The organism is Pseudomonas qingdaonensis (genome assembly GCF_018398475.1).
GTDB lineage: Bacteria > Pseudomonadota > Gammaproteobacteria > Pseudomonadales > Pseudomonadaceae > Aquipseudomonas > Aquipseudomonas palmensis.
This window is the reverse complement of sequence record NZ_CP074676.1, coordinates 3,266,179-3,291,424: the sequence shown is the minus strand read 5'-3', so window position 1 is coordinate 3,291,424 and position 25,246 is coordinate 3,266,179. Positions and strand designations below refer to the sequence as shown.

The following is a 25,246-nucleotide window of genomic DNA, read 5'->3' as shown; positions in this document are numbered from 1 at the left end:
CACGGCGGGCCATCATAACCATTTTGCCGTGGCGATCAGCGGGGCTGGTCAGATAAACCCGAAAAGAGTACAAATGTGCTCCATGAACAGACTATCGCCCAAACGTGCCGCCATCCTGACCTTCATCCGCGACCGCATCGCGCAGCAAGGGCAGCCCCCGAGCCTGGCCGACATCGCCCAGGCCTTCGGTTTTGCCTCGCGCAGCGTGGCGCGCAAGCACATCCAGGCGCTGTGCGAGGCCGGCTTCATCGAAGTCACCCCCAACCAGGCGCGCAGCATCCGCCTGGCCGGTGCGCTGCGCCGCCCCGAGGTGCTGGAGATCCCGGTACTGGGCCAGGTGGCCGCCGGCCGCCCGATCGGGCCCGACGTGGACATCCACGAACAGCTGATGCTCGATGCGCACTTGTTCAGCCGTACCCCCACCTACCTGCTGAAGGTGCGCGGCGACTCGATGATCGACGACGGTATCTTCGACGGCGACCTGGTGGGCATTCACCAGCAGCCCGATGCCCGCGACGGGCAGATCGTGGTGGCCCGGCTCGATGGCGAGGTCACCATCAAGCGCTTCCAGCGCGCAGGCACGCACTACCGCCTGCTGCCGCGCAACCCGGCCTATGCACCGATAGACGTGGGGCCAGAACGCGACTTCGTGATCGAAGGAGTGTTCTGCGGCCTGTTGAGGCGCGACTGATGGGCGCGGTGGTCAGCCTCGACGGGCTGCTCGACGAGCGTCGGGTCTGGAAGGGGCGCCCGCTGGCCCAGCCCCGGGGCCTGCAACCCACCGGGCATGCCGCGCTGGACGCGGTGCTGCCCGGCGGCGGCTGGCCACCGGGTGCGCTCAGCGAACTGCTGCTGGCTGCCGAGGGCGCCGGCGAGTTGCACCTGCTCTGGCCGAGCCTGGCGCGCCTGACTGCCAGCGGCGAACGGGTGGTGCTGGTGGCGCCGCCGTTCATTCCGTACCCGCCCGCCTGGCTGGCAGCCGGTGTCGACCTGCGCTGGCTGTCGCTGATCCAGGCCTCCCGCGTCGAGGCCCTGTGGGCCGCCGAGCAGTGCCTGCGCTCGGGCAGTTGCGGCGCGGTGCTGTGCTGGCCGCAGCAGGTCGACGACCGCGCCTTGCGCCGCCTGCAGGTGGCTGCCGAAACCGGCCAGACCCTGGCCTTTGCCTGCCGCCCGCAGCAGGCGGCACTCAACCCGTCGCCGGCCGCGCTGCGCATTGCCGTCGACCTGCACCCGGCGCAGTGGCGGGTGCTCAAGTGCCGTGGCGGGCTGGCCCCGGCCACCCCGATCGCCATGGCCGGGCGAGGGTGATGGGCGATGCTGTGGGCCTGCATCCTGCTGCCGCAACTGGCACTCGACAGCGTGCTGCGCGGTCGCGACGACCCCCAGGCGCCGCTGGTGCTGCTCAGCGGCCCGGCGCAGCGGCGCGTGTTGCAGGCGGTCAACCCGGCGGCCCGGGCCCTGGGGCTGCGCGCCGGGCAGAGCCTGAGCACCGCGCAGGCGCTGGCCAGCAGTTTTACCTGCGTCGAGCATGACCCGGCGGCGGTCGAGCAGTTGCAGCAATTGCTGGCCGCCTGGGCCTACCAGTTCAGTTCGCAGGTCAGCCTGCATTACCCACGCACCGTGTTGCTCGAAGTCGAATCCAGCCTGGGCCTGTTCGGGCCCTGGCCGCTGTTCGAGGCCCGCCTGCGCAAGGAGCTGGGCGAGCTGGGGCTGCGTCATCGCATCGTGCTGGCCAGCAACCCGGTGGCGGCGCGCATGCTGGCCAACGCCCATGACGGGCTGGCACTGAACGACGCCCAGGCCACCCGCGCCGCCCTTGCGCAGATGCCCGTGGACCGCATCGGCCTGCCGGTGGAGGCCGCCACGGCCTTGTCGCGCATGGGCCTGCGCGACCTTGGGCAGGTGCTGGGGTTGCCGCGCGACACCCTGGCCAGGCGTTTTGCCGCCAGCGTGCAGGTGCACCTGGATCGCCTGCTGGGCCTGCGCCCCATGGCGCTGGCGTGCTACCGGCCGCCGGACCGGTTCGAGGCGCGGCTGGAACTCAACTTCGATGTGGAATCGCACCAGGCGCTGTTGTTTCCGTTGCGCCGGCTGATTGCCGACCTGGCGGCGTTCCTGGCCAGCCGTGACGGCGGCGTGCAGCGTTTTACCCTGCACCTGGAACATGCCCGGGGCGTCGCCACGCCGGTGGTGGTCGGCCTGCTGGCCGCCGAACGCGAGGCGGGCATGCTGTTCGAGCTGGCACGCGGGCGCCTGGAGCAGTTGAGCCTGCCCGCACCGGTGCGCAGCGTGCGCCTGGTGGCCGACGACCTGCCGGCGTTCGTGCCGCAACCGGGCGAGCTGTTCAATGCGCGGCCCCAGCAGCAACAGGGCTGGGAGCAACTGCGCGAGCGTTTGCGTGCACGCCTGGGCGATGAGAGCGTGCGGGCTGTGCAGGCTTTTGCCGACCACCGCCCCGAGTGCGCCTGGCAGGCGGCAGGCGGCGCCCCGCCGCTGGCCCGTGCGCCGGGTGGGCCGCCGCGCCCGGGCTGGCTGCTGGCCGAGCCGCAGGCCTTGGCGCCCGAGGGCCTGCGCCTGCTGGCCGGGCCCGAGCGGATCGAATCTGGCTGGTGGGATGGCGGCGATGTACGGCGTGACTACTACCTGGTCGAAACCCCGGCTGGCCAGCGCGGCTGGGCCTACCGGCCATTGGGCGAAGGCGGGCCGTTGTGGCTGCAGGGCTGGTTCGCATGAGCGTGGGCTATGCCGAGCTGCACTGCCTGTCGAACTTCACCTTCCAGCGCGGGGCCTCGAGTGCCCGCGAGCTGTTCGAGCGGGCGCACCAGCAGGGCTACCAGGCCCTGGCGATCACCGACGAATGCACCCTGGCCGGTATCGTGCGCGCCTGGCAGGCGGCCAGGGAGACGGGCCTCAAGCTGATCGTCGGCAGCGAGGTGCGGGTGCACGACGGCCCCAGGCTGGTGCTGCTGGTCGAAAACCTGAGCGGCTACCAGCACCTGTGCCGGCTCATCACCCTGGCGCGGCGCCGGGCGAAAAAGGGCGAATACCAGCTGCTGCGCGAAGACTTCGCCGGCCCGCTGCACGGCCTGCTGGCGCTGTGGGTGCCGGACGAGCCGTTGCAGGCCGGCCCCGGCCTGTGGCTGCGCGAGGTGTTCGGCGAGCGCCTGTGGCTGGCGGTGCAACTGCATCGCGGTGCCGACGATCATCAGCGCCTGCAACAACTGCAGGGGTTGGCCGCGAGCCTGAACCTGCGCGCCGTGGCCTGTGGCGACGTGCACATGCATGCGCGTGGGCGGCGCGCGCTGCAGGACTGCATGAGCGCGCTGCGCCATCACAGCACCGTGGCCGGTGCCGGGCAGCACCTGTTCGCCAATGGCGAGCGGCACCTGCGGCCCCTGGCGCAGCTGGCCGAGCTGTACCCGGCCCACCTGCTTGAGGCCACCCTGGAGATTGCCCGGCGCTGCACCTTCGACCTCGGCCAGTTGCGCTACCAGTACCCGCGCGAAGTGGTGCCCGAGGGGTACACGCCGACCGGCTGGCTGCGCACGCTGTGCGAACGCCAGGTGCCGTGGCGCTGGCCGGGGGGAATCGAGCCGGCCGTGCGCCAGACCCTCGAACACGAACTGGCACTGATCGCCGAGCTGGGTTACGAGAGCTACTTCCTGACCGTCTACGACATCGTTCATTTTGCCCGTGGCCAGGGCATCCTGTGCCAGGGCCGGGGCTCGGCAGCCAACTCGGTGGTGTGCTTCGTGCTGGGCATCACCGAGCTGGACCCGACCCGCACGCACCTGCTGTTCGAGCGCTTTTTATCGCGTGAACGCGACGAGCCGCCGGACATCGACGTGGACTTCGAGCACGAACGGCGCGAAGAGGTGCTGCAATACGTGTTCAACCGCTATGGCCGCCACCGCGCCGCCCTGACGGCCGTGGCCAGCACCTACCATGCCGCCGGGGCGGTGCGCGACATTGCCCGGGTGCTGGGGCTGCCGCCCGACCAGATCAACGCCCTGGCCGATTGCTGCGGGCGCTGGACCGATCGCATCCCGCCGCCGGAGCGGTTGCGCGAAGCCGGTTTCGACCCCGACAGCCCGCTGCTGCACCGGGTGCTGACCTTGACCGGCGAGCTGATCGGCTTCCCCCGGCACCTGTCGCAGCACCCTGGTGGCTTCGTGATTTCCGAGCAGCCACTGGACACCCTGGTGCCGGTGGAAAACGCCGCCATGGACGAACGCACGGTGATCCAGTGGGACAAGGACGACCTGGACATGGTCGGCCTGCTCAAGGTCGATATCCTGGCCCTGGGCATGCTCAGCGCCTTGCGCCGCTGCTTCGACCTGGTGCGCTACCACCGCGGGCGCGAGCTGACCATCGCTACCCTGCCGCCGGACGATGTCCCCACCTACGACATGATCGGCCGTGCCGATACCGTGGGGGTGTTCCAGATCGAGTCACGGGCGCAGATGGCCATGCTGCCGCGGCTCAAGCCACGCGAGTTCTACGACCTGGTGATCGAGGTGGCCATCGTGCGCCCCGGGCCGATCCAGGGCGACATGGTGCACCCGTACCTGCGCCGGCGTAACAAGCAGGAGCAGGTGACCTACCCGTCGGATGCGCTGAAGAAGGTCTTCGAGCGCACCCTGGGTGTGCCGCTGTTTCAGGAACAGGTGATGGAGCTGGCCATGGTGGCCGCCGACTATACGGCAGGCGAGGCCGACCAGTTGCGCCGTTCGATGGCCGCCTGGAAACGTCACGGCGGGCTGGAGCCACACCGCGAGCGGCTGACCCGGGGCATGCTGAACAACGGCTACAGCGTCGAGTTCGCCGAGCGCATCTTCGAGCAGATCAAGGGCTTTGGCAGCTACGGCTTCCCCGAGTCCCACGCGGCCAGCTTTGCCTTGCTGACCTACGCCAGTTGCTGGCTCAAGTGCCACGAGCCGGCGATCTTCGCCTGTGCGCTGATCAACAGCTGGCCGATGGGCTTCTACAGCCCGGACCAGATCCTGCAGGACGCGCGCCGCCACCGCATCCAGATTCGCCCGGTGGATGTGCAGCACAGCCAGTGGGACTGCAGCCTGGAGCCGGTGGGCGGCGATGAACTGGCGCTGCGCCTTGGCCTGCGCCAGGTGCGCGGCTTTCGCCAGGACGATGCCCTGCGCCTGGCACAGGCCAGGGCGCAGCGGGCGTTCGGCGATGTGGCCGACCTGTGCCTGCGTGCCGGCCTGGATGCGCGGGCGCGGGCGCTGCTGGCCGATGCCGGGGCCCTGGGCGCCCTGGCCGGGCACCGTTATCAGGCGCGTTGGGAAGTGGCGGCGGTGCAGGCGCAACTGCCGCTGTTCGCCGGGGTGGAGCCGCCCCGTGAAGTGCCGGTGAACCTGCCGGTGCCCAGTGTGGGCGAGGACCTGTTTGCCGACTATGCCAGCGTCGGCACCACATTGGGCCCGCACCCGCTGAGCCTGCTGCGCCGACGCCTGAATGGCCTGGGCTGTCGCAGTTCGCAGGCCCTGGAGGGGGCCGAACACGGCGATGCGGTGAGCGTGGCGGGGCTGGTCACCGGGCGCCAGCGGCCAGGCACTGCCAGCGGCGTGACCTTCGTGACCCTGGAGGATGAGTTCGGCATGGTCAACGTGGTGGTGTGGCGCGAGCTGGCCGAGCGTCAGCGCCGGGTGCTGGTGGGCTCGCAGCTGCTGCGGGTGATGGGTACGCTCGAATGCGCCGACGGCGTGCGCCACCTGATCGCGAAGCGCCTGGAAGACCTCAGCCCGCTGTTGCACGGGCTGGATGTGCGCAGCCGCGACTTTCGCTGATCACACCATCGCCAGGCGCTGCTTGCGGGTGGGCGGCGGGAAGGCGCGGTCGATGGCGCGCAGGTCTTCGCTGCTCAAGGTCAGGCTGGCCGCGGCGGCATTGAGCTGCACATGGCGCTTGTCCACCGCCTTGGGGATCGCGATCACGCCGTCTTCTCGGGTTACCCAGGCCAGTGCCACCTGGGCCGCGGTGGCGCCATGGCGTTCGGCGATCTGGTTGAGGGTCGCGTTTTTGAGCAGGCGTCCGGCCTGGGCCAGCGGGCAGTAGGCCATGGTTGGCAAGTGGCGCTTGTGGCTGTAGGGCAGCAGGTCGAACTCGATGCCGCGCTGCTCGGGGTTGTACAGCACCTGGTTGGTGGCGCAGGCCAGGTTGTCCAGCTCGCGCAGGTCATCGGTATCGAAGTTGGACACGCCCCAGCGCCGGATCTTGCCGGCCTCGCGCAGGCGCTCGAAGGCTTCGACGGTTTCCTCCAGCGGGTACTGGCCGCGCCAGTGCAGCAGGTACAGGTCGATATGGTCGGTGCCCAGGCGCTGCAGGCTGCGCTCGCAGGCGGCGGGGATGCCGCTGCGGCTGGCGTTGTGCGGGTACACCTTGCTGACCACGCAGACCTGCTCGCGACGCCCCTGGATGGCCTGGCCCACCACCCGCTCGGCGCCGCCCTCGGCATACATTTCGGCGGTGTCGATCAACGTCAGGCCCAGGTCGATGCCGTGCTGCAGGGCGGCGACCTCGGCTTTCTGCTGGTCGGGGTCTTCGCCCATGTACCAGGTGCCCTGGCCGATGACGGGTACGGTGGAGTCGCCGAGTTCGAGCGTACGCATGGAAGGCTCCTGCAAAGTGGGGAGGGTGGTCTACTGTCCTTTAGGGTTTTGTGGCGGGTCAAGCCTACCCGCGTCGACATTGATTTGAATAACCAATCAATCCATCAAAAAAACAAAATTAACAAATGAGTGGCCAAGGGCGAAGATGGCCCCAGACGCTCTCCGACGACCCTCGTCGGTTCTACAACTACAAAAGGCGAATCAGCATGGCCGGACTGGACAAGCGCGTAGCGACCTATGAAGAGGCCCTCGAAGGCCTTGCCGACAACATGACCGTACTGGCAGGCGGCTTCGGCCTGTGCGGCATCCCTGAAAACCTCATTGCCGAGATCAAGCGCCGTGGCGTGCGCGGCCTGACCGTGGTGTCCAACAACTGCGGCGTCGACGGCTTCGGCCTGGGCGTGCTGCTCGAAGACCACCAGATCCGCAAGATGGTCGCCTCGTATGTGGGCGAAAACGCCGAGTTCGAGCGTCAGCTGCTCAGCGGCGAACTGGAAGTGGAACTTACCCCGCAAGGCACCCTGGCCGAGAAGATGCGCGCCGGCGGCGCCGGCATCCCGGCCTTCTTCACCGCCACCGGCTACGGCACCCCGGTGGCCGAAGGCAAGGAAGTGCGCGAATTCAACGGGCGCAAGTACATCCTCGAAGAAGCCATCACCGGTGACTTCGCCATCGTCAAGGGCTGGAAGGCCGACCACTACGGCAACGTGGTGTACCGCAACACCGCGCAGAACTTCAACCCGCTGGCCGCCACCGCCGGCAAGATCACCGTGGTGGAGGTCGAGGAGATCGTCGAGCCAGGCGTGCTGCTGCCTACCGAGATCCATACCCCGGGCATCTACGTCGACCGGGTCATCGTCGGCACGTTCGAGAAGCGTATCGAAAAACGCACCGTCAAAGCCTGACCCGACCCCGCGCAGAACAACAAAGAGAACCTGAGCATGGCACTTACCCGCGAACAAATGGCACAACGTGTAGCCCGTGAACTCAAGGACGGCTACTACGTCAACCTTGGCATCGGCATCCCGACCCTGGTGGCCAACTACGTCCCGGCGGATATGGACGTGATGCTGCAATCGGAGAACGGCCTGCTGGGCATGGGGGAATTCCCCACCGAAGCGCAGCTGGACGCCGACATGATCAACGCCGGCAAGCAGACCGTGACCGCCCGCACCGGCGCGTCGATCTTCAACTCGGCCGAGTCCTTCGCGATGATCCGTGGCGGCCATGTCGACCTCACCGTGCTGGGGGCATTCGAGGTGGACGTGGAGGGCAACATCGCCTCCTGGATGATCCCGGGCAAACTGGTCAAGGGCATGGGCGGGGCGATGGACCTGGTGGCCGGTGCCGAGAACATCATCGTCACCATGACCCATGCCTCCAAGGACGGCGAGTCCAAGCTGCTGTCGCATTGCAGCCTGCCGCTGACCGGTGCCGGCTGCATCCGCAAGGTGCTGACCGACCTGGCCTATCTTGAGATCGAGAATGGTGCGTTCATCCTGCGCGAGACAGCGCCGGGGGTGAGCGTGGAAGAGATCGTCGCCAAGACCGCCGGCAAGCTGATCGTGGCCGATGATGTGAAAGAGATGACGTTCTAGGCTGATAACCGCCTTGCCTGTGCCGGCGAAGGGGCCTTCAGCCGTTCAAAAAAAATCAATAAGAAGGAAAATCCCGTGGCCGCCGAACTCCAAGACAGCCGCTCCGCCCGCTTTGCCCTGCGTTGCTCCAACTGGGCCGAACGCTGGTTCCCCGACTCCTGGGTGTTCGCCGCCCTGGCCGTGGTGCTGGTGTCACTGGCCGCCCTGGCCATGGGCGCCAAACCCCTCGATACCGCCACCGCCTTCGGTGACGGGTTCTGGAGCCTGATCCCCTTCACCATGCAGATGGCCTTCGTGGTCATCGGCGGCTATGTGGTGGCCAGCTCGCCGCCGGCGGTGAAACTCATCGACCGCCTGGCGCGCATTCCGAAGAACGGCCGTTCGGCCGTGTGCTGGGTGGCGCTGATCTCGATGGTCGCCTCGTTGCTCAACTGGGGCCTGTCGCTGGTGTTCGGCGGCCTGCTGGTACGCGCCCTGGCGCGCCGTACCGACCTGAAGATGGACTACCGCGCCGCCGGTGCCGCCGCCTACCTGGGCCTGGGCGCCGTATGGGCCCTGGGCCTGTCCTCGTCGGCTGCGCAGCTGCAAGCCAACCCGGCCAGCCTGCCGCCGTCGATCCTGGCGATCACCGGGGTGATCCCGTTCACCGAAACCATCTTCCTCTGGCAGTCGGGCGTGATGCTGGCGGCGCTGGTCATCGTGTCGCTGATCGTGGCCTACGCCACTGCACCCGGCCCGCAGAGTGCCCGCGATGCCCAGGCCTGTGGCATCGACCCCAGCTTCAGCGCACCACCACCGGCGCAGCGCACGCGCCCGGGTGAATGGCTGGAATACAGCCCGGTGCTGACCCTGCTGCTGGTGGCCCTGGCGGCTGGCTGGCTGTACCACGAGTTCTCGACCAAGCCGGCCATCACCGCGATCTCGGGGCTCAATACCTACAACTTTCTGTTCATCATGCTCGGCGCCTTGCTGCACTGGCGCCCGCGCAGCTTCCTGGATGCGGTGAGCCGTGCGGTGCCGACCACCACCGGGGTACTGATCCAGTTCCCGCTGTACGGCTCGATCGCGGCCATCCTCACCCAGGTCAAGGGCGTGGACGCGCAAACCCTGGCGCACCATATCTCCACCTTCTTCGTGCAGATCGCCTCGCATGACACCTACGCCTTGCTGATGGGCGTGTACTCCGCGGTGCTGGGCTTCTTCATTCCCTCCGGTGGCGGCAAGTGGATCATCGAGGCGCCCTACGTGATGCTGGTGGCCAACGACCTGCAGTACCACCTGGGCTGGGCGGTGCAGATCTACAACGCCGCCGAGGCGCTGCCCAACCTGATCAACCCGTTCTACATGCTGCCGCTGCTGGGCGTGCTGGGGCTCAAGGCGCGCGACCTGATCGGCTTCTCGTTCGTGCAGTTGCTGGTGCACGTGCCGCTGGTGCTGTTCTTGCTCTGGGCGCTGGGCACCACGTTGCAGTACACGCCACCTGTGATGCCGTAGCGCATCCGGCGGGTAAAAAAGGCGATCTTCGGATCGCCTTTTTCATGTCTAAATTAAATCGATAAGCATTCGTATTAAGGGTGATCCGATGATGTCCCGCTGTGTACTTCTAAACGGAATTTCCCGTCGTAAAACAAGGAGAAGGCCGCGATGTTCGCGCCGATTACCCGTTCCATGACGTTGACACTGGGCCTGTGCGGCACCGCCTGCAGCGCCGTCGCACTGGCTGACAACGAACCCCTGCCCGACGCCGCCCCCCAGGCGCTGGAGCTGGGTTCGACCAACGTGAGTGCCCAGGGCCTGGGCAGCACCACCGAAAACACCGGGTCCTACACCACCGGCAGCATGAGCACCGCCACCCGCCTGAACCTGTCGATCAAGGACACCCCGCAGTCGATGTCGGTGCTGACCCGCCAGCAGCTGGACGACTTCCAGCTCGACAACCTCTCCGAAGCCATGGGCCAGGTGACGGGCGTGGTGGTGCAGCGCAACGACTCCGAGCGCCCCACCTACAACTCGCGCGGCTATGCCATCGACAACTTCCAGATCGACGGCATGCTCAACACCTTCGCGGGGCTCAAGTCCGACTCGGACACCATCATCTACGACCGCATCGAAGTGGTGCGTGGCGCCACCGGGCTGACCACCGGCGCCGGCGACCCGTCGGGCACCATCAACATGATGCGCAAGCGCCCCACCCATGAACTGGCGGTGAAAACCGGCCTGCGTGGCGGCAGCTACGACAACTACTACAGCTATGTCGACGTGGGCGGGCCGCTGGCCTTCGACGGTCGTCTGCGCGGGCGCAGCGTGCTGGCCTACCGCGACGCCCATTCGTTTCGCGACCGCTACCAGACCCAGCGCGAGGTGGCCTACGGCATTCTCGAGGGTGACCTGAGCGACGACACCGTGCTGGCGGTGGGGTACGACTACCAGAACAAGCATGTACAGGGTGCCTCGTGGGGCACCGTGCCGTACTGGAACGCCTCCGGTGGCAAGGCCAAGCTGCCGCGTTCGAACAACATCTCGGCGCCGTGGAGTTCGTGGCCGCTCAAGGACGAGACCGTGTTCGCCACCCTCGACCAGCGCCTGGGCGGCGACTGGCACCTCAAGGCGGCCTACACCTACCGCCAGAGCGAAACCGACGGCAAGGTGTACTTCGGTGGCCAGGGCTTCCCCGAGGCCGACCGCAGCGGCATGAATGCCTGGGTCAGCCACTTCATCGGCGACGAGAAAATGAGAGCCGCCGACCTCAACCTGGGCGGGCCCTTTGCGCTGCTGGGGCGCGAGCACGAATTCATGATCGGCTATGGCGAGTCGCAGCGGCGCAACAGCGCGCCGCTCAAGCGGCCCCTGGACCTGCCGCCCGGCTACACGACCATCCCCGACTGGAAGTACCTGGGCGGGGTAGACAAGTTCGCCGATACCGTGACCAACCTGGATGGTTCGCGCGATACCACGCAGCAGAATGCCGGCTATGTCGCCACCCGGCTGAACGTGACCGATGCACTGCACCTGGTGCTGGGCAGCCGCTACGGCAGCTGGAAGGTCACGGGGCGCTCATGGGCATTCGATGCGGCGGGGCAGGTGGTGGAGAACCCGCGCTCCAGCCGCACCCACAATGACGTGTGGACACCCTATGCGGGCGTTCTGTACGACATCACCGACCAATACACCGTGTACGCCAGCTACACCGACATCTTCAAGCCGCAGAACTACAAGGATGTCGACGACAAGTACCTGGAACCGGTGGTGGGCAGCAACTACGAGGTGGGCCTGAAGGGCAGCCTGCTGGACGAGCGCCTGAACCTGTCGACGGCGGTGTTTCGCAGCAAGCAGGACAACGTGGCCGAGGTGGACGATTCCATTCCGGTAGGGCCCAACGGCGAGCAGTATTACAAGTCCGGCGGCAAGGGCAATACCGTGGAGGGCTTCGAGGCAGAGGTCGCTGGCGAGGTGATGGCGGGGTGGAACATGACCCTGGGCTACAGCTACACCCACTCGCTGGATGCCGAGCACAAGCGGCGCAACACCACCCAGCCGTTGAACATGGTGCGCTGGAACAGCTCCTACAGGGTGATGGACAGGTTGACCGTGGGTGGGTCGGTGGATTGGCAGAGCGACATCTACCGCAGCGGCAATCGTCCGGTGGGGCGAGGCAGCGATGGCCGGATCATCACGGCGCCGGCTGACATTCGCCAGCGGTCCTACACGGTGGTGGGGTTGATGTCCCGTTACGAGTTCGACGAACACCTGTCGGCGTCCTTGAACGTGAAGAACCTGCTGGATACCAGGTACTACAACAACGTGGGGTTCTACAACGGGGTGTACTGGGGGGATCCGCGCACGCTGACGGTGAGCCTGGATTGGCGGTTGTAGCGCCCTGAAGCCGAGCCAACAGGGCTGGCGATGCATGCCCTGTTGGCCGTGGCAATCCCGTGCGCTGAGGCAGTGAGAAGGCCTTACCCCATCTGTTCGAGCAACCCGCGCAACCGCTCACGCCCGGCGTCATCCAGCCCGAATACCGGCCTGCGCGGCTCGCCCACCTCCAGCCCGGTCAACGCCAACCCTGCCTTCACCGTCGCCGGCAAGCCGCCCTTGAGGATGAACTCCAGCAATGGCAACTGCCGGTAGAACAGCGCTCGCGCCGCCTCAAGGTCGTTACCCAGCACGGCCTGGTACAGCTGCTGGTTGAGCGCCGGAATCAGGTTGGCTGCCGCCGTGCACCAGCCCGTGGCACCGGCCACGAACGCTTCCAGGGCCAACGGGTTGCAGCCGTTGTAGAACGGCACCTGGCCTTCGCCCAACTGCTGCAGCTTGTGCATGCGCTGGATGTCGCCGGTACTCTCCTTGACCATGGTCACGTTCTCGACCTGGCGCACGATGCGCATGATCAGCTCCACCGACAGGTCGGTGCCGCTGGTGGCCGGGTTGTTGTAGAGCATGATCGGCACGCCGATGCAGTCGCCGATGCTCTGGTAGTGCTGCAGGATCTCGGCCTCGCTCAGCTTCCAGTAGGCCGCCGGCAATACCATCACCGCATCTGCCCCATGGGCCTCGGCAAAGCGCGCACGGCGCATGGCGCTGGCGGTGGTCAGGTCCGAGACGCTGACAATGGTCGGTACCCGCCCGCCAATGTGCGCCAGGCTGAACTCGGCCACCTGGTCCCACTCGCGGTCGCTCAGGTAGGCGCCTTCGCCCGTGCTGCCCAGGGGCGCGATGGCCTGTACGCCACCTTCGATCAGCCGATCGATGGAGCGGCCCAGGGCCGCCAGGTCGAGTTGGGTGCCGTCGGCGCTGAACGGGGTGATGGTGTAGCCGATGATGCCGTGAAAAGTCGTGGACATGAAAAACACTCCGCAGAAAACAGGTTCAGTTCAGGCAATCGGCATGCTGACGCAGGCACTGCCGGGCATAGTAGGCGAACGCCGCGCCGTGGCGCTTGGGGCGGGCGATCCAGTCGTGCGCTTCGCGTCCCAGCACCGGCTCGATGGGCTTGATCTGGCCGGCTGACATCGCCAGCAACTGCAGGCGCGCCGCGCGCTCGATCAACTGCGCGATCACACAGGCTTCCTCGATGCTGGCGCCGGTCGACAGCTGGCCGTGGTGCGAGAGCAGGATGGCGCGCTTGTCGCCCAGCGCCGCGCTGATCAGCTCGCCTTCCTCGTTGCCCACCGGCACCCCGGGCCAGCCTTCGAGAAACGCGCAGTCCTCGTACAGCGGGCAGAGGTCCATGTGCGACACCTGCAACGGTACCTCGAGCATCGACAACGCGGCGATGTGGGTCGGGTGGGTGTGGATGATGCAGTTCACATCCGGGCGTGCGCGGTACACCCAGCTGTGAAAGCGATTGGCCGGGTTGGGCATGCCGCTGCCTTCGAGCACCTCCAGGTCCTCGTTGACCAATAGCAGGTTGCTGGCGGTGATTTCATCGAAGCCCAGCCCCAGTTGCTGGGTGTAGAAGGTGCCCGGTTGCGGGCCGCGGGCACTGATCTGCCCGGCCAGGCCGGAGTCGTGGCCGTTGTCGAACAGGATTCGGCAGGTCAGCGCCAGCTTTTCACGCACAGTCCACGTATTATCGGCAAGCGAGCCCTGCATCTGTTCCAGGGCCTGCTTGACCAGTTGGTCCTTGGGGAGTGCTAATGTCTTGGCCATTGGGGTTTCCTCGGTGGCGGATCGGACGTCAGGGCTGGCCCGCCCCGGTTGCTTGGAAGGTGAGCGGGGCGGTCAACCTGATGACACAAACAAGGCTATATGACACAAAGTGTCATTGGCAAGGGAAAGGTTGCCCATTGCACCGGGAATAGCGGCGTTAAATGTCTATCCGATTGAAAGTATTAAGAAAAAAACTTGGGCTGACGCTTGAGACGCTGGCCGAGAAAACGGCCATGACCAAGAGCTACCTGTCCAAGGTGGAGCGGGGTCTGAACACGCCTTCGATTGCGGCGGCGCTGAAACTGGCGCGGGCGTTGAACGTGAACGTGGAAGAACTGTTCGCCGAAGACCAGCCTGCGCAGGCGCGCTACAGCCTGGTACGCCGGGGTGAACGCCAGGCGTTGTCCGGCAGCGCCGAAGGGCCGGGCTACGCGGTGCTGGCCCAGCATATCGGCCAGCGCAGCCTGCTGCCGTTCATCATCTGCCCGCCGGCGGACTTCAGCGACTCGACGTTCAAGGAGCACCTTGGCGAAGAGTTCCTGTTCGTGCACGAAGGGCAGGTGGAAGTGGACTTCATGCACGAGCGGGTGTTGCTCGAGCGCGGCGATGCGCTGCACTTCAATGCCCAGACACCGCACCGGCTACGCTCGGTCGGGGCGGTGCAGGCGCAGTTGCTGGTGGTGGTGCACGACGCCGATTCGCCGGTTTAACCGGGCTGTCGAATGAACGCCACCGGCACGTGGGCCGTCAGCCATACGCCATTGTCGGCCTGGAAGAACGTCAGGCCCTGGGCGTGCATTGCCGCTGCATCGATGTGCAGCAGTACCGGTGAGCCGTAACGCTGGCCGACCGCAATGGCCGTGGCAGGGTCGTGGGACAGGTGCACGTGGTGACGGTTGCCGGCGATCAGGCCCTGTTGGGCAATCGAGTCGAGAAAGCGCGTTGCCGTACCGTGGTACAGCTCGGCAGGCGGCGCCTTGGGCGCGTACTGGAGCTCGACCGTCGCTGTCGAGTGCCCCTGTACGGCGCGAATCCTGCGGCCATCGTCCGACAGGCCGAAGCGTTTCTTGTCGCTGCTGGCCACCACTGCCTGCAGGTGCGCCAGGTCCAGCGCGCGGCCCTGGCGAGCGGCGCCGGCAATCAGTGCATCGACATCGCCCCAGCCTTCGCTGTCCAGTTGCAGATCGATGGATTCGGGGGCGTGACGCAGCACGTAGCTGAGAAATTTGCTGGTTTCGGTGAAGCGCTTGCTGCTCATGCGGGTCTTCCTTGAACGGTCTGCGCGGCAGCTTATCAGGGCGCGCAAGCGGCGACGAGCGGTGCGCAAGGGGCAGTGGCACGCCCTGAAGCCTGATAGAGTGCGCGTTGTTCCACTGCCCACAGGCCCGCACGCGATGACCACCACCTCGTATTTCTGGCGTGACCCGGCGTTGCCCTTCATCGAGGCGCGCGGGGTCGCAGACGGTCGCAAGGTCTGCTATGCGCGCCATTCCCATGCCGGGTTCTCCATCGGTGCGATCACTGCCGGGCGCAGCTCCTACCTCAGCGGGCACACCTGGCGCGAGGTCGAGACCGGCACGGTGGTGATGATGAACCCCGGTGTGGTGCATGCCTGCAACCCGATCGCCGACCAGCCGTGGTCGTACCTGATGCTGTACGTGGACATGCCGTGGCTGACCCGCCTTGGCTTCGCACCGGTCGCTGCCACCCTGAGTACCGCCCCGGCCCTGTTCGAGGCCCTGGTGCAGCTGTACGACATGCTTATCGACAACCAGCGTGGCGCGGCGTGCAAGGCGGCGGCTGCCGAAGCGTTCTTCGGCGACCTGCGCCAGCAGCTGGAGGCAGCGCCACCGCCGCTGGCCAGGCCGGATGCGCGGCTGGAGCGGGCGGCGGCATTCATTCGCGCGCATTGCACCGAACCGCTCAAGCTCGAAGACATCAGCCAGGCCGCCGGCTTGTCCACCTCGTATCTGATCCGCACCTTCAAGCAGCATTACGGCCTGACCCCGCACGGCTTTGTGCTGGACTGCCGCGTGCAGTACGCCCGCGCCCAGTTGCGCCAGGGCCGGCTGATCGCCGAGGTGGCGCTGGAGGCCGGGTTTGCCGACCAGGCGCATCTGCAACGGGCATTCAAGCAGCACCTGGCTGCGACGCCCGGGCATTACCGCTCAGCCTAGGCGCTGTACGAAAAGCCTTGATACTCGGTGATGCTGGGTTGAAAACAGCCTGACCTTCGTCTTTTTCATACAGACCCCTGCATCAGGTACAGCGCACTCAGCACCAGCAGGGCGGCCAGGCTGCGATTGAACAGGCGCAGGCGCCGCGGGTTGTCGAGGTAGCTGCGGATCAGGCTGCCGGCCAGCGCCCAGCAGCCCAGCGAGAGGTAGCAGATCACCAGGTAGATCAGGCTGAACTGGCCCAGCAGGGCGGTTTCGCCCTGGCCCACGAAGGCGCCGATGCCCGCCACGCAGGCCAGCCAGGCCTTGGGGTTGAGCCATTGCATGGCAGCGCCGCGCAGCAGGCTGGGTGCGTGGGTATCACGCCCTTCACCGAGCGCGCCGTCGTCGCGGGCCAGCTTCCACGCCATGTACAGCAGAAACAGCACCCCGGCCCAGTGCAGGGCAACGGCAAGGCCTGGCCAGTGGCGCAGCACCTCGTGCAGGCCCAGGCCGATCAGTACCAGCAGCAGGATGAACCCCAGGGTGGCGCCGGTAACGTGGCGCATGGCCGGGCGCAAGCCATGCCGTGCGCCGGCGCCCAGGGCAACGATGTTGACCGGGCCAGGGGAAATGGAGGCGGCCAGGGCGAAGGCGGCCATGGAAAGGCTGAGGCTCATGCGGCAGATCCTTGAGGGGGAGGGTGCAGCGAGGGTAGGCGGGAAGGTCGGTGGGGTATTGAAGGAAATTGCCCTGTGCCGCAGCGGGTGTTTTGCCACAGATTGAAATAATTTCACGCTGTGAGAAAAGTCAGCTGAAATTGTAGGATCACCGTCCCTAATTGACCCAAGGTTGATATGACTTCGTTCTCGGAGCCTCCCAGTACCCGGCCGTCCTGGCCATCCTCCCTTTCCCGTCCCCGTGACGTTTCCCGCCTGAGTACCTGCCCATGGAATGGCTAGCCGACCCCACGGCCTGGCTGGGCCTTGCCACGCTGATCGTGCTCGAGCTGGTACTGGGTATCGACAACCTGGTGTTCATCGCGATTCTCGCCGACAAGCTGCCGCCCCATCAGCGCGACCGCGCGCGGGTGATCGGCCTGTCGCTGGCGCTGATCATGCGCCTGGGCCTGCTGGCCAGCATCTCGTGGATGGTGACGCTGACCGCGCCGCTGTTCGAGGTGTTCGACAAGAGCTTCTCGGGCCGTGACCTGATCATGCTGTTCGGCGGTGTGTTCCTGCTGTTCAAGGCCACCATGGAGTTGCACGAGCGTCTCGAAGGGCATGTCGCCCACCATCAGGGCCCGGCGCGCCATTCGGCGTTCTGGCCGATCGTGGCGCAGATCGTGGTACTCGATGCAGTGTTCTCGCTGGACGCGGTGATTACCGCCGTGGGCATGGTCGAGCACCTGTCGATCATGATGATCGCGGTGATCTTCTCCATCGGCATCATGATCGTCGCGAGCAAGCCGCTGACCCGCTTCGTCAACGCCCACCCCACGGTGATCATGCTGTGCCTGGGCTTTCTGATGATGATCGGCTTCAGCCTCACCGCCGAGGGCCTGGGCTTTCATATACCCAAGGGGTACCTGTACGCGGCAATCGGCTTCTCGATCCTGATCGAGCTGTTCAACCAGCTGGCCCGCGCCCGGCGCAAGCGCAGCCTGCAACAGCACCGGCCATTGCGCGAGCGCACCGCCCACGCGGTGATGCGCATGCTGGGTGGGCGCCGGTTGCAGGCCGACGAGGTGGGTGAGGACATCGCCGACCTGGTCGAGGATGGCGATGAACAGGTGCTGTTCGACCGCCGCGAACGGGTGATGATCAGCGGCGTGCTGAACCTGGCCGAACGCCCCATCAGAACGCTGATGACGGTGCGCGCCAAAGTCGACTTCATCGACCTGGCGCAACCGCCGGAGGCGATCCGTACCGCGCTGATGCATTCGTCCTACTCGCGCCTGCCGCTGATTCGCCAGGGGCGGGTGGAGGAGCCGCTGGGCTTCGTGCACAAGAAGGAGCTGCTCAGGGAGCTGCTGGCCGGTCACGAGCCGGACCTGGAGCGCCTGGCGCGCACGCCGCTGAACCTGCTGGAGAGTTTCAGCATCCTCAACGCGCTGGAGCAGATGCGCAGCCAGTCGACCCACATCGCCTTCGTGGTCAACGAATTCGGCGACTTCACCGGCGTGCTGACCATGACCGACATCCTCGAGTCCATCGCCGGCGAGCTGCCCGATGCCAGTGAAGTCGAAGGGCCGGGCATCGTGCAGGCGCCGGACGGCTACCTGGTCAACGGCGCGCTGAACCTGCGCCAGATCCAGGCGCAGATCGGCTTTGCGGCCAAGCCCACCGAGGACTACCAGACCCTCGCCGGCCTGGTCATGAGCCTGCTCGACCGCCTGCCGCGGGTGGGCGATCAACTGACCTGGGGCGACTGGCTGATGACCGTCGAGGCCGTGCAGGAGCGCCGGGTGCGGCAGGTACGGCTTACACCGAACGCCGCCGCTGACGCAGCAGGTGCCTGACCCCCTCGAGCACCAGCACCACCACTGCCAGCCAGATCGGCAGGTAGGTCAGCCACTGATCCGGGGCGATGCTCTCGCCCAGGATCAGGGCCACCGCCACCAGCAGCACCGGTTCCACATAGCTGAGCAGGCCGAACAGGCTGAACGCCAGCAGACGGCTGGCCATCACGTAGGTGACCAGCGCCAGGGCGCTGATCACGCCCAGGATCGGGATCAGCACATAGAGCTGCGGGTGGGCCAGCAGGTCGGCTGCGCTCAGCGGGCCCTGCACGATGAAGTACACCGAGGGCGGCATCATCAGGCACATGTCGGCCCACAGCCCGCCCAGGTGATCGGTGCGCAACTTGCGCCGCAAGATGAAGTAGAACGGGTAGCCGCCGGCCACCAGCAGGGTTTCCCAGGCGAACGAGCCATGGCGTATCAGTTCATGCCCCACCCCCACCACGGCGCAGGCCACGGCGACCTTCTGCAGGCGTGACAGGCGCTCGCCATACACCACCCGCCCGGTCAGCACCATGGTCAGCGGCAGCAGGAAGTACCCCAGCGACACCTCCATGCTGCGCCCGTGCAGCGGTGCCCACAGGAACACCCACAGCTGCAGCCCCATCAATGTCGAGGTACCCACCAGCCCCAGCAACAGCAGCGGGTTGCGCCGGATGCGCTGCAGTACGCCGATTGCCAGTGGCCAGTCCTTGGACAGCAGCATGAACAGCGTGATGCACGGCAGGGTCAGCAGCATGCGCCAACCGAAGATTTCCTCGCCGTCGAGGGGGGTGAGCAAGGAGGTGTAGTAGTACATCAGGGCGAACAGACACGACGCCATGACCGATGAAACGATGCCTCTGGACAAGGGGGCCTCGGGAGCACGAAGGGGTAGGGAAGTGGTGAGCGCGCATGATCTCAGGGGCGCGTCACCTGGGCAACCGGCTGTGTGCCCAATGCAGCCACGAACTCGGCCAACGGCATCGGCCGGGCGAACAGGTAGCCCTGCTGGAAGTCCACCCGGTGCCGGGCCAGGTAGTCGCGCTGGGCGATGGTCTCCACGCCCTCGGCGACGATGCCCAGGCCCAGCTTGCCCGACAGCTCGATGATGCTGTCGAGGATATGCAGCGACAGGGCATCGACGCCGATCATGGCCACGAAGCTCTGGTCGATCTTCAGGTAGTCGACCTTGAACTGGCGCAGGTAGCCCAGGCTCGACTGGCCGGTGCCGAAGTCATCGATGGCAATCATCACCCCCAGGGCCTGCAGCCTTGCGAACAGCTGCTCGGTGGTGTCGCTGGGTACCACCAGCTTGCGCTCGGTCAGCTCCAGGGTCAGGATCACCCGGCCAGGCGGGAAGGCGGCGAGAAAATCGCGGCAGTCGTCATACAGGGCCATGTCCTGGCAGTGATCGGCAGTGATGTTGATGCCCACATGAAAGCCGTCGCCAAAGCTCTCGGCGTGGGGCGCCAGGCCTTCGGCCACGCGCTGCATCAGGCGCCGGGTCATGGGCACGATCTGGCCGCTGTGCTCGGCATAGGGAATGAACAGGTCTGGGCGCACCATGCCTTCGCGCGGGTGCTGCCAGCGCATCAGCACCTCGGCGCCGGCCCAGCGGTAGTCTCCCTCGCGCACCACCGGTTGGAAGTACGGGATGAACTCGTCGGCCTCCAGTGCCCGTTGCAGCTCCACCCGTGGCGAACTGGCCCTGCGCAGCTGCCAGCGGCAGGCCGCGCCGGCCATCACGCCCAGCAGGGTCACCAGGCCGAACAGCCCCGGGTACTCGGCGCGCATCAGGCGCCAGGGCTCGCCAGCGGCATAACCGCTGTGCACCGAAAAACGATAGCGCTGCGAGGCCTGCTGCGTCGGCGCCACGGCAAACACCGGGGGCGGGCCCTGGTGCACCACGCCGTCTTCGCCCATCCAGTTGGGGCCTACCTGCAGCACCAGGGTGGTGCCCTGGTCGAGCAGCTCCAGGGCGCTGCTCAGGTGGTCGCCATCGACGGTGGTGATGGCGCCGTCGTTGCCCTTGCTGAGCCGGTAGGCCAGCAGTGCATGGCCGGGCGTCACCGAGTTGCCGTTCATCAGCCACAGGCTGCCATCGACATAGTCCTTGGCATCCACCGGCTCGCTGAAGTTGCCAAAAAGCGAACTGCAGTACAGGTCATTGTCACGAAACAGGTTGCTGGAGCGCACGAACGAGCCGCGTGTCACCTGTTCGCGCAGGGCCAGCGTGGCCTCTGCGCAGGGTTGGCGGGTCAGGGGCAGCAGGGCCTGGGCGGCGCCGGCGATGTTGTCGAGGATGCGTTCGAAGTGCCCGGTGACCAGGGCGGCCGTGTTCACGGCCCTGGCCTCGAGCTCACGCTGGGCCTGCCAGTGCATGATCAGCACGCCGGACACCACCGGTATCGCCCCCACCAGCCATGGCAGCAGGGCTCGCAGGGTCCAGCGACCGGGGCGTTTTTTCGTGAGGGGCATGGTGTCTACCTGTGCGGGATGAGCGCGGATGATTTCAAGGGCAGGGTTTCCCTGGTACCCCTGAGCGCACAGCATAGCCGTTCATCGGCCCGTATACAGCTGAGGCGTCAGCCTGATGTACTGCAGGGGAGGCTGCCGCTGTCGGCAGGCCCGGGCACTAAAGTACTTACAATTTTTCTTACGCCCTGTAGAATCGCGTTACGCATACAATAATAAGGTCCTTCGCCACTGGAGGATCAGACGGCCGAGAATAGGTCCCATATGAAGTGTCATGGGTTCAAACTGATTTATGGTGACTACCTCGCCCGCAGTGTGAGGGGCATCTCCTGCGCGCCGCCACGTTCGCTCCACATCGACAGCAAGCTACCCCTGTGATTTGAACGCTTTGATGATGAGGAAACGAACATGGCAGATATCTTCGAAAACCCGATGGGCCTGATGGGCTTCGAGTTCATTGAACTGGCCGCACCTGTCCCGGGTACCCTGGAGCCGATCTTCCAGATCATGGGCTTCACCAAGGTCGCCAGCCACCGCTCCAAGGACGTGCACCTGTACCGTCAGGGCGGCATCAACCTGATCCTGAACAACGAACCCAAGAGCGTGGCGTCCTACTTTGCCGCCGAGCATGGTCCGTCGGTGTGCGGCATGGCCTTCCGTGTGCGCAATGCCCATGAAGCCTATGCCCGTGCCCTGGAGCTGGGTGCCCAGCCGGTCGAGATCGAGACCGGGCCGATGGAACTGCGCCTGCCGGCGATCAAGGGTATCGGCGGCGCGCCGCTGTACCTGATCGACCGCTTCGAGGAAGGCAGCTCGATCTACGACATCGACTTCAAGTGGATCGAAGGCGTGGACCGCAACCCGGTCGGCGCCGGCCTCAAGATCATCGACCACCTGACCCACAACGTGTATCGCGGGCGCATGGCCTACTGGGCCGGCTTCTACGAGAAGCTGTTCAACTTCCGCGAGATCCGCTACTTCGACATCAAGGGTGAGTACACCGGCCTGACCTCCAAGGCCATGACCGCCCCCGACGCGATGATCCGTATCCCGCTGAACGAGGAGTCCTCCAAGGGCGCCGGTCAGATCGAAGAGTTCCTGATGCAGTTCAACGGCGAGGGCATCCAGCACGTCGCCTTCCTCACCGACGACCTGATCAAGAGCTGGGACGCGCTGAAAAAGCTCGGCATGCGTTTCATGACCGCACCGCCGGACACCTACTACGAAATGCTCGAAGGCCGTCTGCCGAACCACGGCGAGCCGGTGGGCGAGCTGCAGTCGCGGGGCATTCTGCTGGACGGCTCGTCCGAGGCGGGCGACAAGCGCCTGCTGCTGCAGATCTTCTCCGAAACCCTGATGGGCCCGGTGTTCTTCGAGTTCATCCAGCGCAAGGGTGACGACGGCTTCGGCGAGGGCAACTTCAAGGCCCTGTTCGAATCCATCGAGCGCGACCAGGTTCGCCGCGGTGTACTGACCGCCGAATAAACGCGGCGCGTAAGCAAAAAGGCCATCGAGCATGCCTCGATGGCCTTTTTTTGTTTCACGATGACTCCAGTACCGCAATTCGCTGGACTACGCCAAGGCTCGATACAGCAGGTTTATCAATCACTTAGGCGAGTTCAGCATATGCCGGTGCTTTCCGAAACTTGACCCGGCTTCCCCTCGCGTGGCTCCCATGCGGCTCTTGGAAATCGGGCTTTCCGAGGAGTCATCATGGCGAAGATCAAGCTCACCAAGTCCGCAGTCGATGCGGCGCAACCTCAAGACAAGGCCATCGAACTGCGGGATACCGTGGTGCCCGGCTTCCTGTGCAAGATCACCCCAGCGGGCCGCAAGGTGTTCATGCTCCAGTACCGCACCAACGCCGGCGAGCGCCGCAAGCCCGCCCTGGGGCAGTACGGGGAACTGACGGTCGATCAGGCGCGCACGATGGCGCAGGAGTGGCTGGCCGAGGTGCGCAAAGGCGGCGACCCCAGCGCGGCCAAGAACGCCGCCCGCAAGGCACCGACGATGAAGGAGTTTTGCCACACCTTCATGGAGGACTACTCCAAGCAGCGCAATAAACCCAGCACGCAACGCGGCTATCAGGGCGTCATCGATCGTTGCATCATCCCGATCATGGGCCGGATGAAGGTGCAGGACGTGAAGCGCCCCGACGTGGCTGCGCTGATGAAGAAGCTGGCCTACAAGCAGGCCGAAGCGAATCGCACCTTTGGCGTGCTGCGCAAGATGTTCAACCTGGCCGAAGTATGGGGGCTGCGCCCTGACGGCACGAATCCGTGCCGCCACGTCCCGATGTACCCGCCCGGCAAGGAAACCCGGCTCATTGTGGATGACGAGCTGGTGAGGATATTCCGTCACCTGGAGCATCTGGAATCTGAGGGACTGGAGAACTACGTCATTCCGCTGGCGATCCGCCTGCAATTCGAGTTTGCCGCCCGCCGCTCTGAAATCTGCCCGCTGGAGTGGGGCTGGGTTGATCTGGAGAAGCGCCGGGTGGTCTGGCCCGACAGCAAGACCGGCGGCATTTCCAAGCCCATGAGCGAGGAAGCCTATCGGCTGCTTTCGACGGCGCCGCGCCGGGACGGCTGCCCCTACGTCCTGCCGTCGCCCAACAACCCGGCCCGGCATCTGACGCACGGAGAGCACTATGGCGGCTGGAAGCGCGCGCTCAAGGCCGCCGGCGTGCCCCACGTCGGCACGCACGGCATCCGCCACCGGGCCACGACCGACATTGCCAATTCGGGCGTGCCGACCAAGGTGGGCATGAAGCTGACGGGCCACAAGACCGTGGCGATGTTCATGCACTACGTTCACACCGAGGACAAGCCTGTTCGCGATGCGGCCGAACTGGTGGCAAGCCGGCGGCAGGCCATCACGGGCGCGCGGCGTCCTGTTGAGGCGACGGCATGAGCAAGAAGACGCTTCCGGCGGCGGGGGACACCCCCGCCGCCCTGCCGGCCGGCTATGTCGGCATCCACAGCGGCATCGTGGAAGTGCTCGATGCCGCTCGCCATGCGGTGGCACGCAGCGTCAATGCGCTGATGACCGCCAGCTATTGGGAGATCGGCCGCCGTATCGTGGAAGCCGAGCAGAAAGGCAGGCGACGGGCCGGTTACGGGGAGCAGTTGATGGAGCGATTGTCCGCCGACCTGACGGCGCGATTTGGTCGCGGCTTTGGCGTCAACAACCTGGAGAGCATGCGGCGTTTCTTCCTCGCATACTCCCAGCCCGAGATTTCCCAGACAGTGTCTGGGAAATTGGGAAATGAGTCGCCTGCCGAGAAATCCCAGACAGTGTCTCGGAAATTCGACCTCTCCGAACTGGCCCAGATCTTCACCCTGCCGTGGTCGGCCTATGTCCGGCTGCTGTCGGTCAAGGATGACCATGCCCGCCAGTTCTACGAGGCTGAAGCCCTGCGCGGCGGCTGGAGCGTGCGCCAGCTCGACCGGCAGATTGGCAGCCAGTTCTACGAGCGCACGGCCTTGTCCAAGGACAAAGCGGCAATGCTGGTCAAGGGCTCGGTTGCCAAGCCCGAGGACACTGTCACACCCAACGACGCGATCAAAGACCCGTATGTGCTGGAGTTCCTCGACCTCAAGGACGAGTATTCGGAGTCCGACCTGGAAGCGGCCTTGATCCAGCGGCTGGAAGATTTCCTGCTGGAGTTGGGTGAAGGCTTCACCTTCGCTGGGCGGCAGCGCCGGTTGCGCATCGACCAGACCTGGTATCGGGTCGATCTGCTGTTCTTCCATCGCAAGCTGCGCTGCCTGGTCATCATCGACCTGAAGCTGGGCAGCTTGACCCATGCTGATGTGGGGCAGATGCATATGTACTGCAACTATGCCAAGGAGCATTGGGCCTACCCGGATGAGAACCCGCCGGTGGGCCTGATCCTGTGCGCAGACAAGGGCCATGCCCTGGCGCGGTATGCGTTGGATGGCTTGCCAACCAAGGTGATGGCGGCCAACTACCGGACGGTGTTGCCGGATGCCGAGTTGCTGCAAAAGGAACTGGAGAACACGCGGCGGCTGCTCGAATCTCGCGGAACGCTGCCTCTCAGGGACGACAAGCAATAGTCGTGCGTCCCGGCGTTTCACCGTCGGGATCGCGGGCTGCGCCCCGTGCCTCGTGCCGAATCACAGCCATTCGGCGCTGATCCCTGACGCCTCCGGCCTGGATCGTTGATCCGGGCCTGCGCGTGCTGCGCACTTGCCAACGGCGGGTGTGTGCCTG

Annotated in this window: 21 protein-coding genes; 14 read left to right on the top strand and 7 right to left on the bottom strand. The window is 65.9% G+C overall.

Going from position 1 to position 25,246, the window contains the following annotated elements:
* Positions 1-73: 73 nt before the first annotated feature.
* From lexA to KH389_RS14950, 4 genes are read left to right on the top strand one after another with little or no spacing between them, the layout of a single operon-like run.
* Positions 74-691: a transcriptional repressor LexA gene (gene lexA, locus KH389_RS14965; protein ID WP_054915390.1), complete on the top strand. Its 618-nt coding sequence runs from the start codon at positions 74-76 to the stop codon at positions 689-691.
* Positions 691-1,308: a translesion DNA synthesis-associated protein ImuA gene (gene imuA / locus KH389_RS14960; RefSeq protein ID WP_043862945.1), complete on the top strand. Its 618-nt coding sequence runs from the start codon at positions 691-693 to the stop codon at positions 1,306-1,308. Before lexA ends, imuA begins: the two co-directional genes overlap by 1 nt.
* Positions 1,309-1,314: 6 nt before the next feature.
* A complete protein-coding gene (locus tag KH389_RS14955) occupies positions 1,315-2,733 on the top strand; it encodes a Y-family DNA polymerase (RefSeq protein WP_043862944.1) in 1,419 nt (472 codons plus the stop codon).
* Complete coding sequence (locus tag KH389_RS14950) at positions 2,709-5,807, top strand: error-prone DNA polymerase (protein WP_213605755.1); 3,099 nt, start codon at positions 2,709-2,711, stop codon at positions 5,805-5,807. The genes KH389_RS14955 and KH389_RS14950 overlap by 25 nt, the downstream gene beginning before the upstream one ends.
* On the opposite strand, the gene KH389_RS14945 is transcribed toward KH389_RS14950, so the two are convergent.
* Positions 5,808-6,629 (bottom strand): aldo/keto reductase, encoded by an 822-nt coding sequence (locus KH389_RS14945; RefSeq protein WP_213605754.1) that lies wholly within the window; start codon positions 6,627-6,629, stop codon positions 5,808-5,810.
* Between the two features lie 206 nt (positions 6,630-6,835).
* Between KH389_RS14945 and KH389_RS14940 the strand changes: the two genes are divergently transcribed.
* The 4 genes from KH389_RS14940 to KH389_RS14925 all read left to right on the top strand — a co-directional run bounded on the left by KH389_RS14940 (position 6,836) and on the right by KH389_RS14925 (position 12,100).
* Complete coding sequence (locus tag KH389_RS14940) at positions 6,836-7,534, top strand: CoA transferase subunit A (RefSeq protein ID WP_043862941.1); 699 nt, start codon at positions 6,836-6,838, stop codon at positions 7,532-7,534.
* 36 nt (positions 7,535-7,570) lie between these two features.
* On the top strand, positions 7,571-8,227 hold the full coding sequence (locus KH389_RS14935; RefSeq protein ID WP_213605753.1) for a CoA transferase subunit B: 657 nt from the start codon (positions 7,571-7,573) through the stop codon (positions 8,225-8,227).
* 75 nt (positions 8,228-8,302) lie between these two features.
* Positions 8,303-9,721: a short-chain fatty acid transporter gene (locus KH389_RS14930; protein ID WP_104573086.1), complete on the top strand. Its 1,419-nt coding sequence runs from the start codon at positions 8,303-8,305 to the stop codon at positions 9,719-9,721.
* Positions 9,722-9,871: 150 nt separating this feature from the next.
* Positions 9,872-12,100, top strand: coding sequence for a TonB-dependent siderophore receptor (locus KH389_RS14925; protein WP_213605752.1), 2,229 nt, complete (start codon positions 9,872-9,874; stop codon positions 12,098-12,100).
* Positions 12,101-12,183: 83 nt separating this feature from the next.
* On the opposite strand, the gene KH389_RS14920 is transcribed toward KH389_RS14925, so the two are convergent.
* Together KH389_RS14920 and KH389_RS14915 are read right to left on the bottom strand one after the other, a co-directional pair.
* Positions 12,184-13,068: a dihydrodipicolinate synthase family protein gene (locus KH389_RS14920; protein WP_100633914.1), complete on the bottom strand. Its 885-nt coding sequence runs from the start codon at positions 13,066-13,068 to the stop codon at positions 12,184-12,186.
* A gap of 25 nt (positions 13,069-13,093) precedes the next feature.
* Positions 13,094-13,876: an aldolase gene (locus KH389_RS14915; RefSeq protein ID WP_043862936.1), complete on the bottom strand. Its 783-nt coding sequence runs from the start codon at positions 13,874-13,876 to the stop codon at positions 13,094-13,096.
* A 161-nt stretch (positions 13,877-14,037) separates the two neighbouring features.
* On the opposite strand from KH389_RS14915, the gene KH389_RS14910 reads away from it, so the two are divergent.
* Positions 14,038-14,586 (top strand): helix-turn-helix domain-containing protein, encoded by a 549-nt coding sequence (locus tag KH389_RS14910; protein WP_043862935.1) that lies wholly within the window; start codon positions 14,038-14,040, stop codon positions 14,584-14,586.
* Here the strand turns inward: KH389_RS14910 and KH389_RS14905 are convergent.
* Positions 14,583-15,134 (bottom strand): RNA 2'-phosphotransferase, encoded by a 552-nt coding sequence (locus tag KH389_RS14905; protein WP_213605751.1) that lies wholly within the window; start codon positions 15,132-15,134, stop codon positions 14,583-14,585. The two genes, KH389_RS14910 and KH389_RS14905, sit on opposite strands and share 4 nt — an antisense overlap.
* Positions 15,135-15,270: 136 nt before the next feature.
* On the opposite strand from KH389_RS14905, the gene KH389_RS14900 reads away from it, so the two are divergent.
* Positions 15,271-16,053 carry an AraC family transcriptional regulator gene (locus KH389_RS14900; protein ID WP_213605750.1) on the top strand — a complete coding sequence of 261 codons (783 nt, stop codon included), beginning with the start codon at positions 15,271-15,273 and terminating at the stop codon, positions 16,051-16,053.
* 65 nt (positions 16,054-16,118) lie between these two features.
* Here the strand turns inward: KH389_RS14900 and KH389_RS14895 are convergent, their stop codons facing one another.
* The gene (locus KH389_RS14895) at positions 16,119-16,712 is read right to left on the bottom strand and encodes a LysE family translocator (protein WP_058540672.1); all 594 of its coding nucleotides are present in this window, start codon (positions 16,710-16,712) and stop codon (positions 16,119-16,121) included.
* Positions 16,713-16,981: 269 nt separating this feature from the next.
* Between KH389_RS14895 and KH389_RS14890 the strand changes: the two genes are divergently transcribed.
* Positions 16,982-18,553, top strand: a complete 1,572-nt coding sequence (locus KH389_RS14890) for a TerC family protein (protein WP_043862931.1) — start codon at positions 16,982-16,984, stop codon at positions 18,551-18,553.
* Here KH389_RS14890 and rarD read toward each other — a convergent pair.
* Together rarD and KH389_RS14880 are read right to left on the bottom strand one after the other, a co-directional pair.
* Positions 18,516-19,403, bottom strand: a complete 888-nt coding sequence (rarD, locus tag KH389_RS14885) for an EamA family transporter RarD (protein WP_043862930.1) — start codon at positions 19,401-19,403, stop codon at positions 18,516-18,518. The genes KH389_RS14890 and rarD overlap by 38 nt on opposite strands.
* 50 nt (positions 19,404-19,453) lie before the next feature.
* Positions 19,454-21,013: an EAL domain-containing protein gene (locus tag KH389_RS14880; protein WP_213605749.1), complete on the bottom strand. Its 1,560-nt coding sequence runs from the start codon at positions 21,011-21,013 to the stop codon at positions 19,454-19,456.
* Positions 21,014-21,418: 405 nt separating this feature from the next.
* Here KH389_RS14880 and hppD point away from each other — a divergent pair, with 405 nt between their 5' ends.
* The 3 genes from hppD (at position 21,419) to KH389_RS14865 (ending at position 25,089) form a co-directional block, all read left to right on the top strand.
* Complete coding sequence (gene hppD, locus KH389_RS14875) at positions 21,419-22,495, top strand: 4-hydroxyphenylpyruvate dioxygenase (RefSeq protein ID WP_054915379.1); 1,077 nt, start codon at positions 21,419-21,421, stop codon at positions 22,493-22,495.
* A gap of 228 nt (positions 22,496-22,723) precedes the next feature.
* Complete coding sequence (locus KH389_RS14870) at positions 22,724-23,923, top strand: tyrosine-type recombinase/integrase (protein WP_108184312.1); 1,200 nt, start codon at positions 22,724-22,726, stop codon at positions 23,921-23,923.
* Positions 23,920-25,089, top strand: a complete 1,170-nt coding sequence (locus KH389_RS14865; RefSeq protein WP_108184313.1) for a PDDEXK nuclease domain-containing protein — start codon at positions 23,920-23,922, stop codon at positions 25,087-25,089. Before KH389_RS14870 ends, KH389_RS14865 begins: the two co-directional genes overlap by 4 nt.
* Positions 25,090-25,246: the final 157 nt, after the last annotated feature.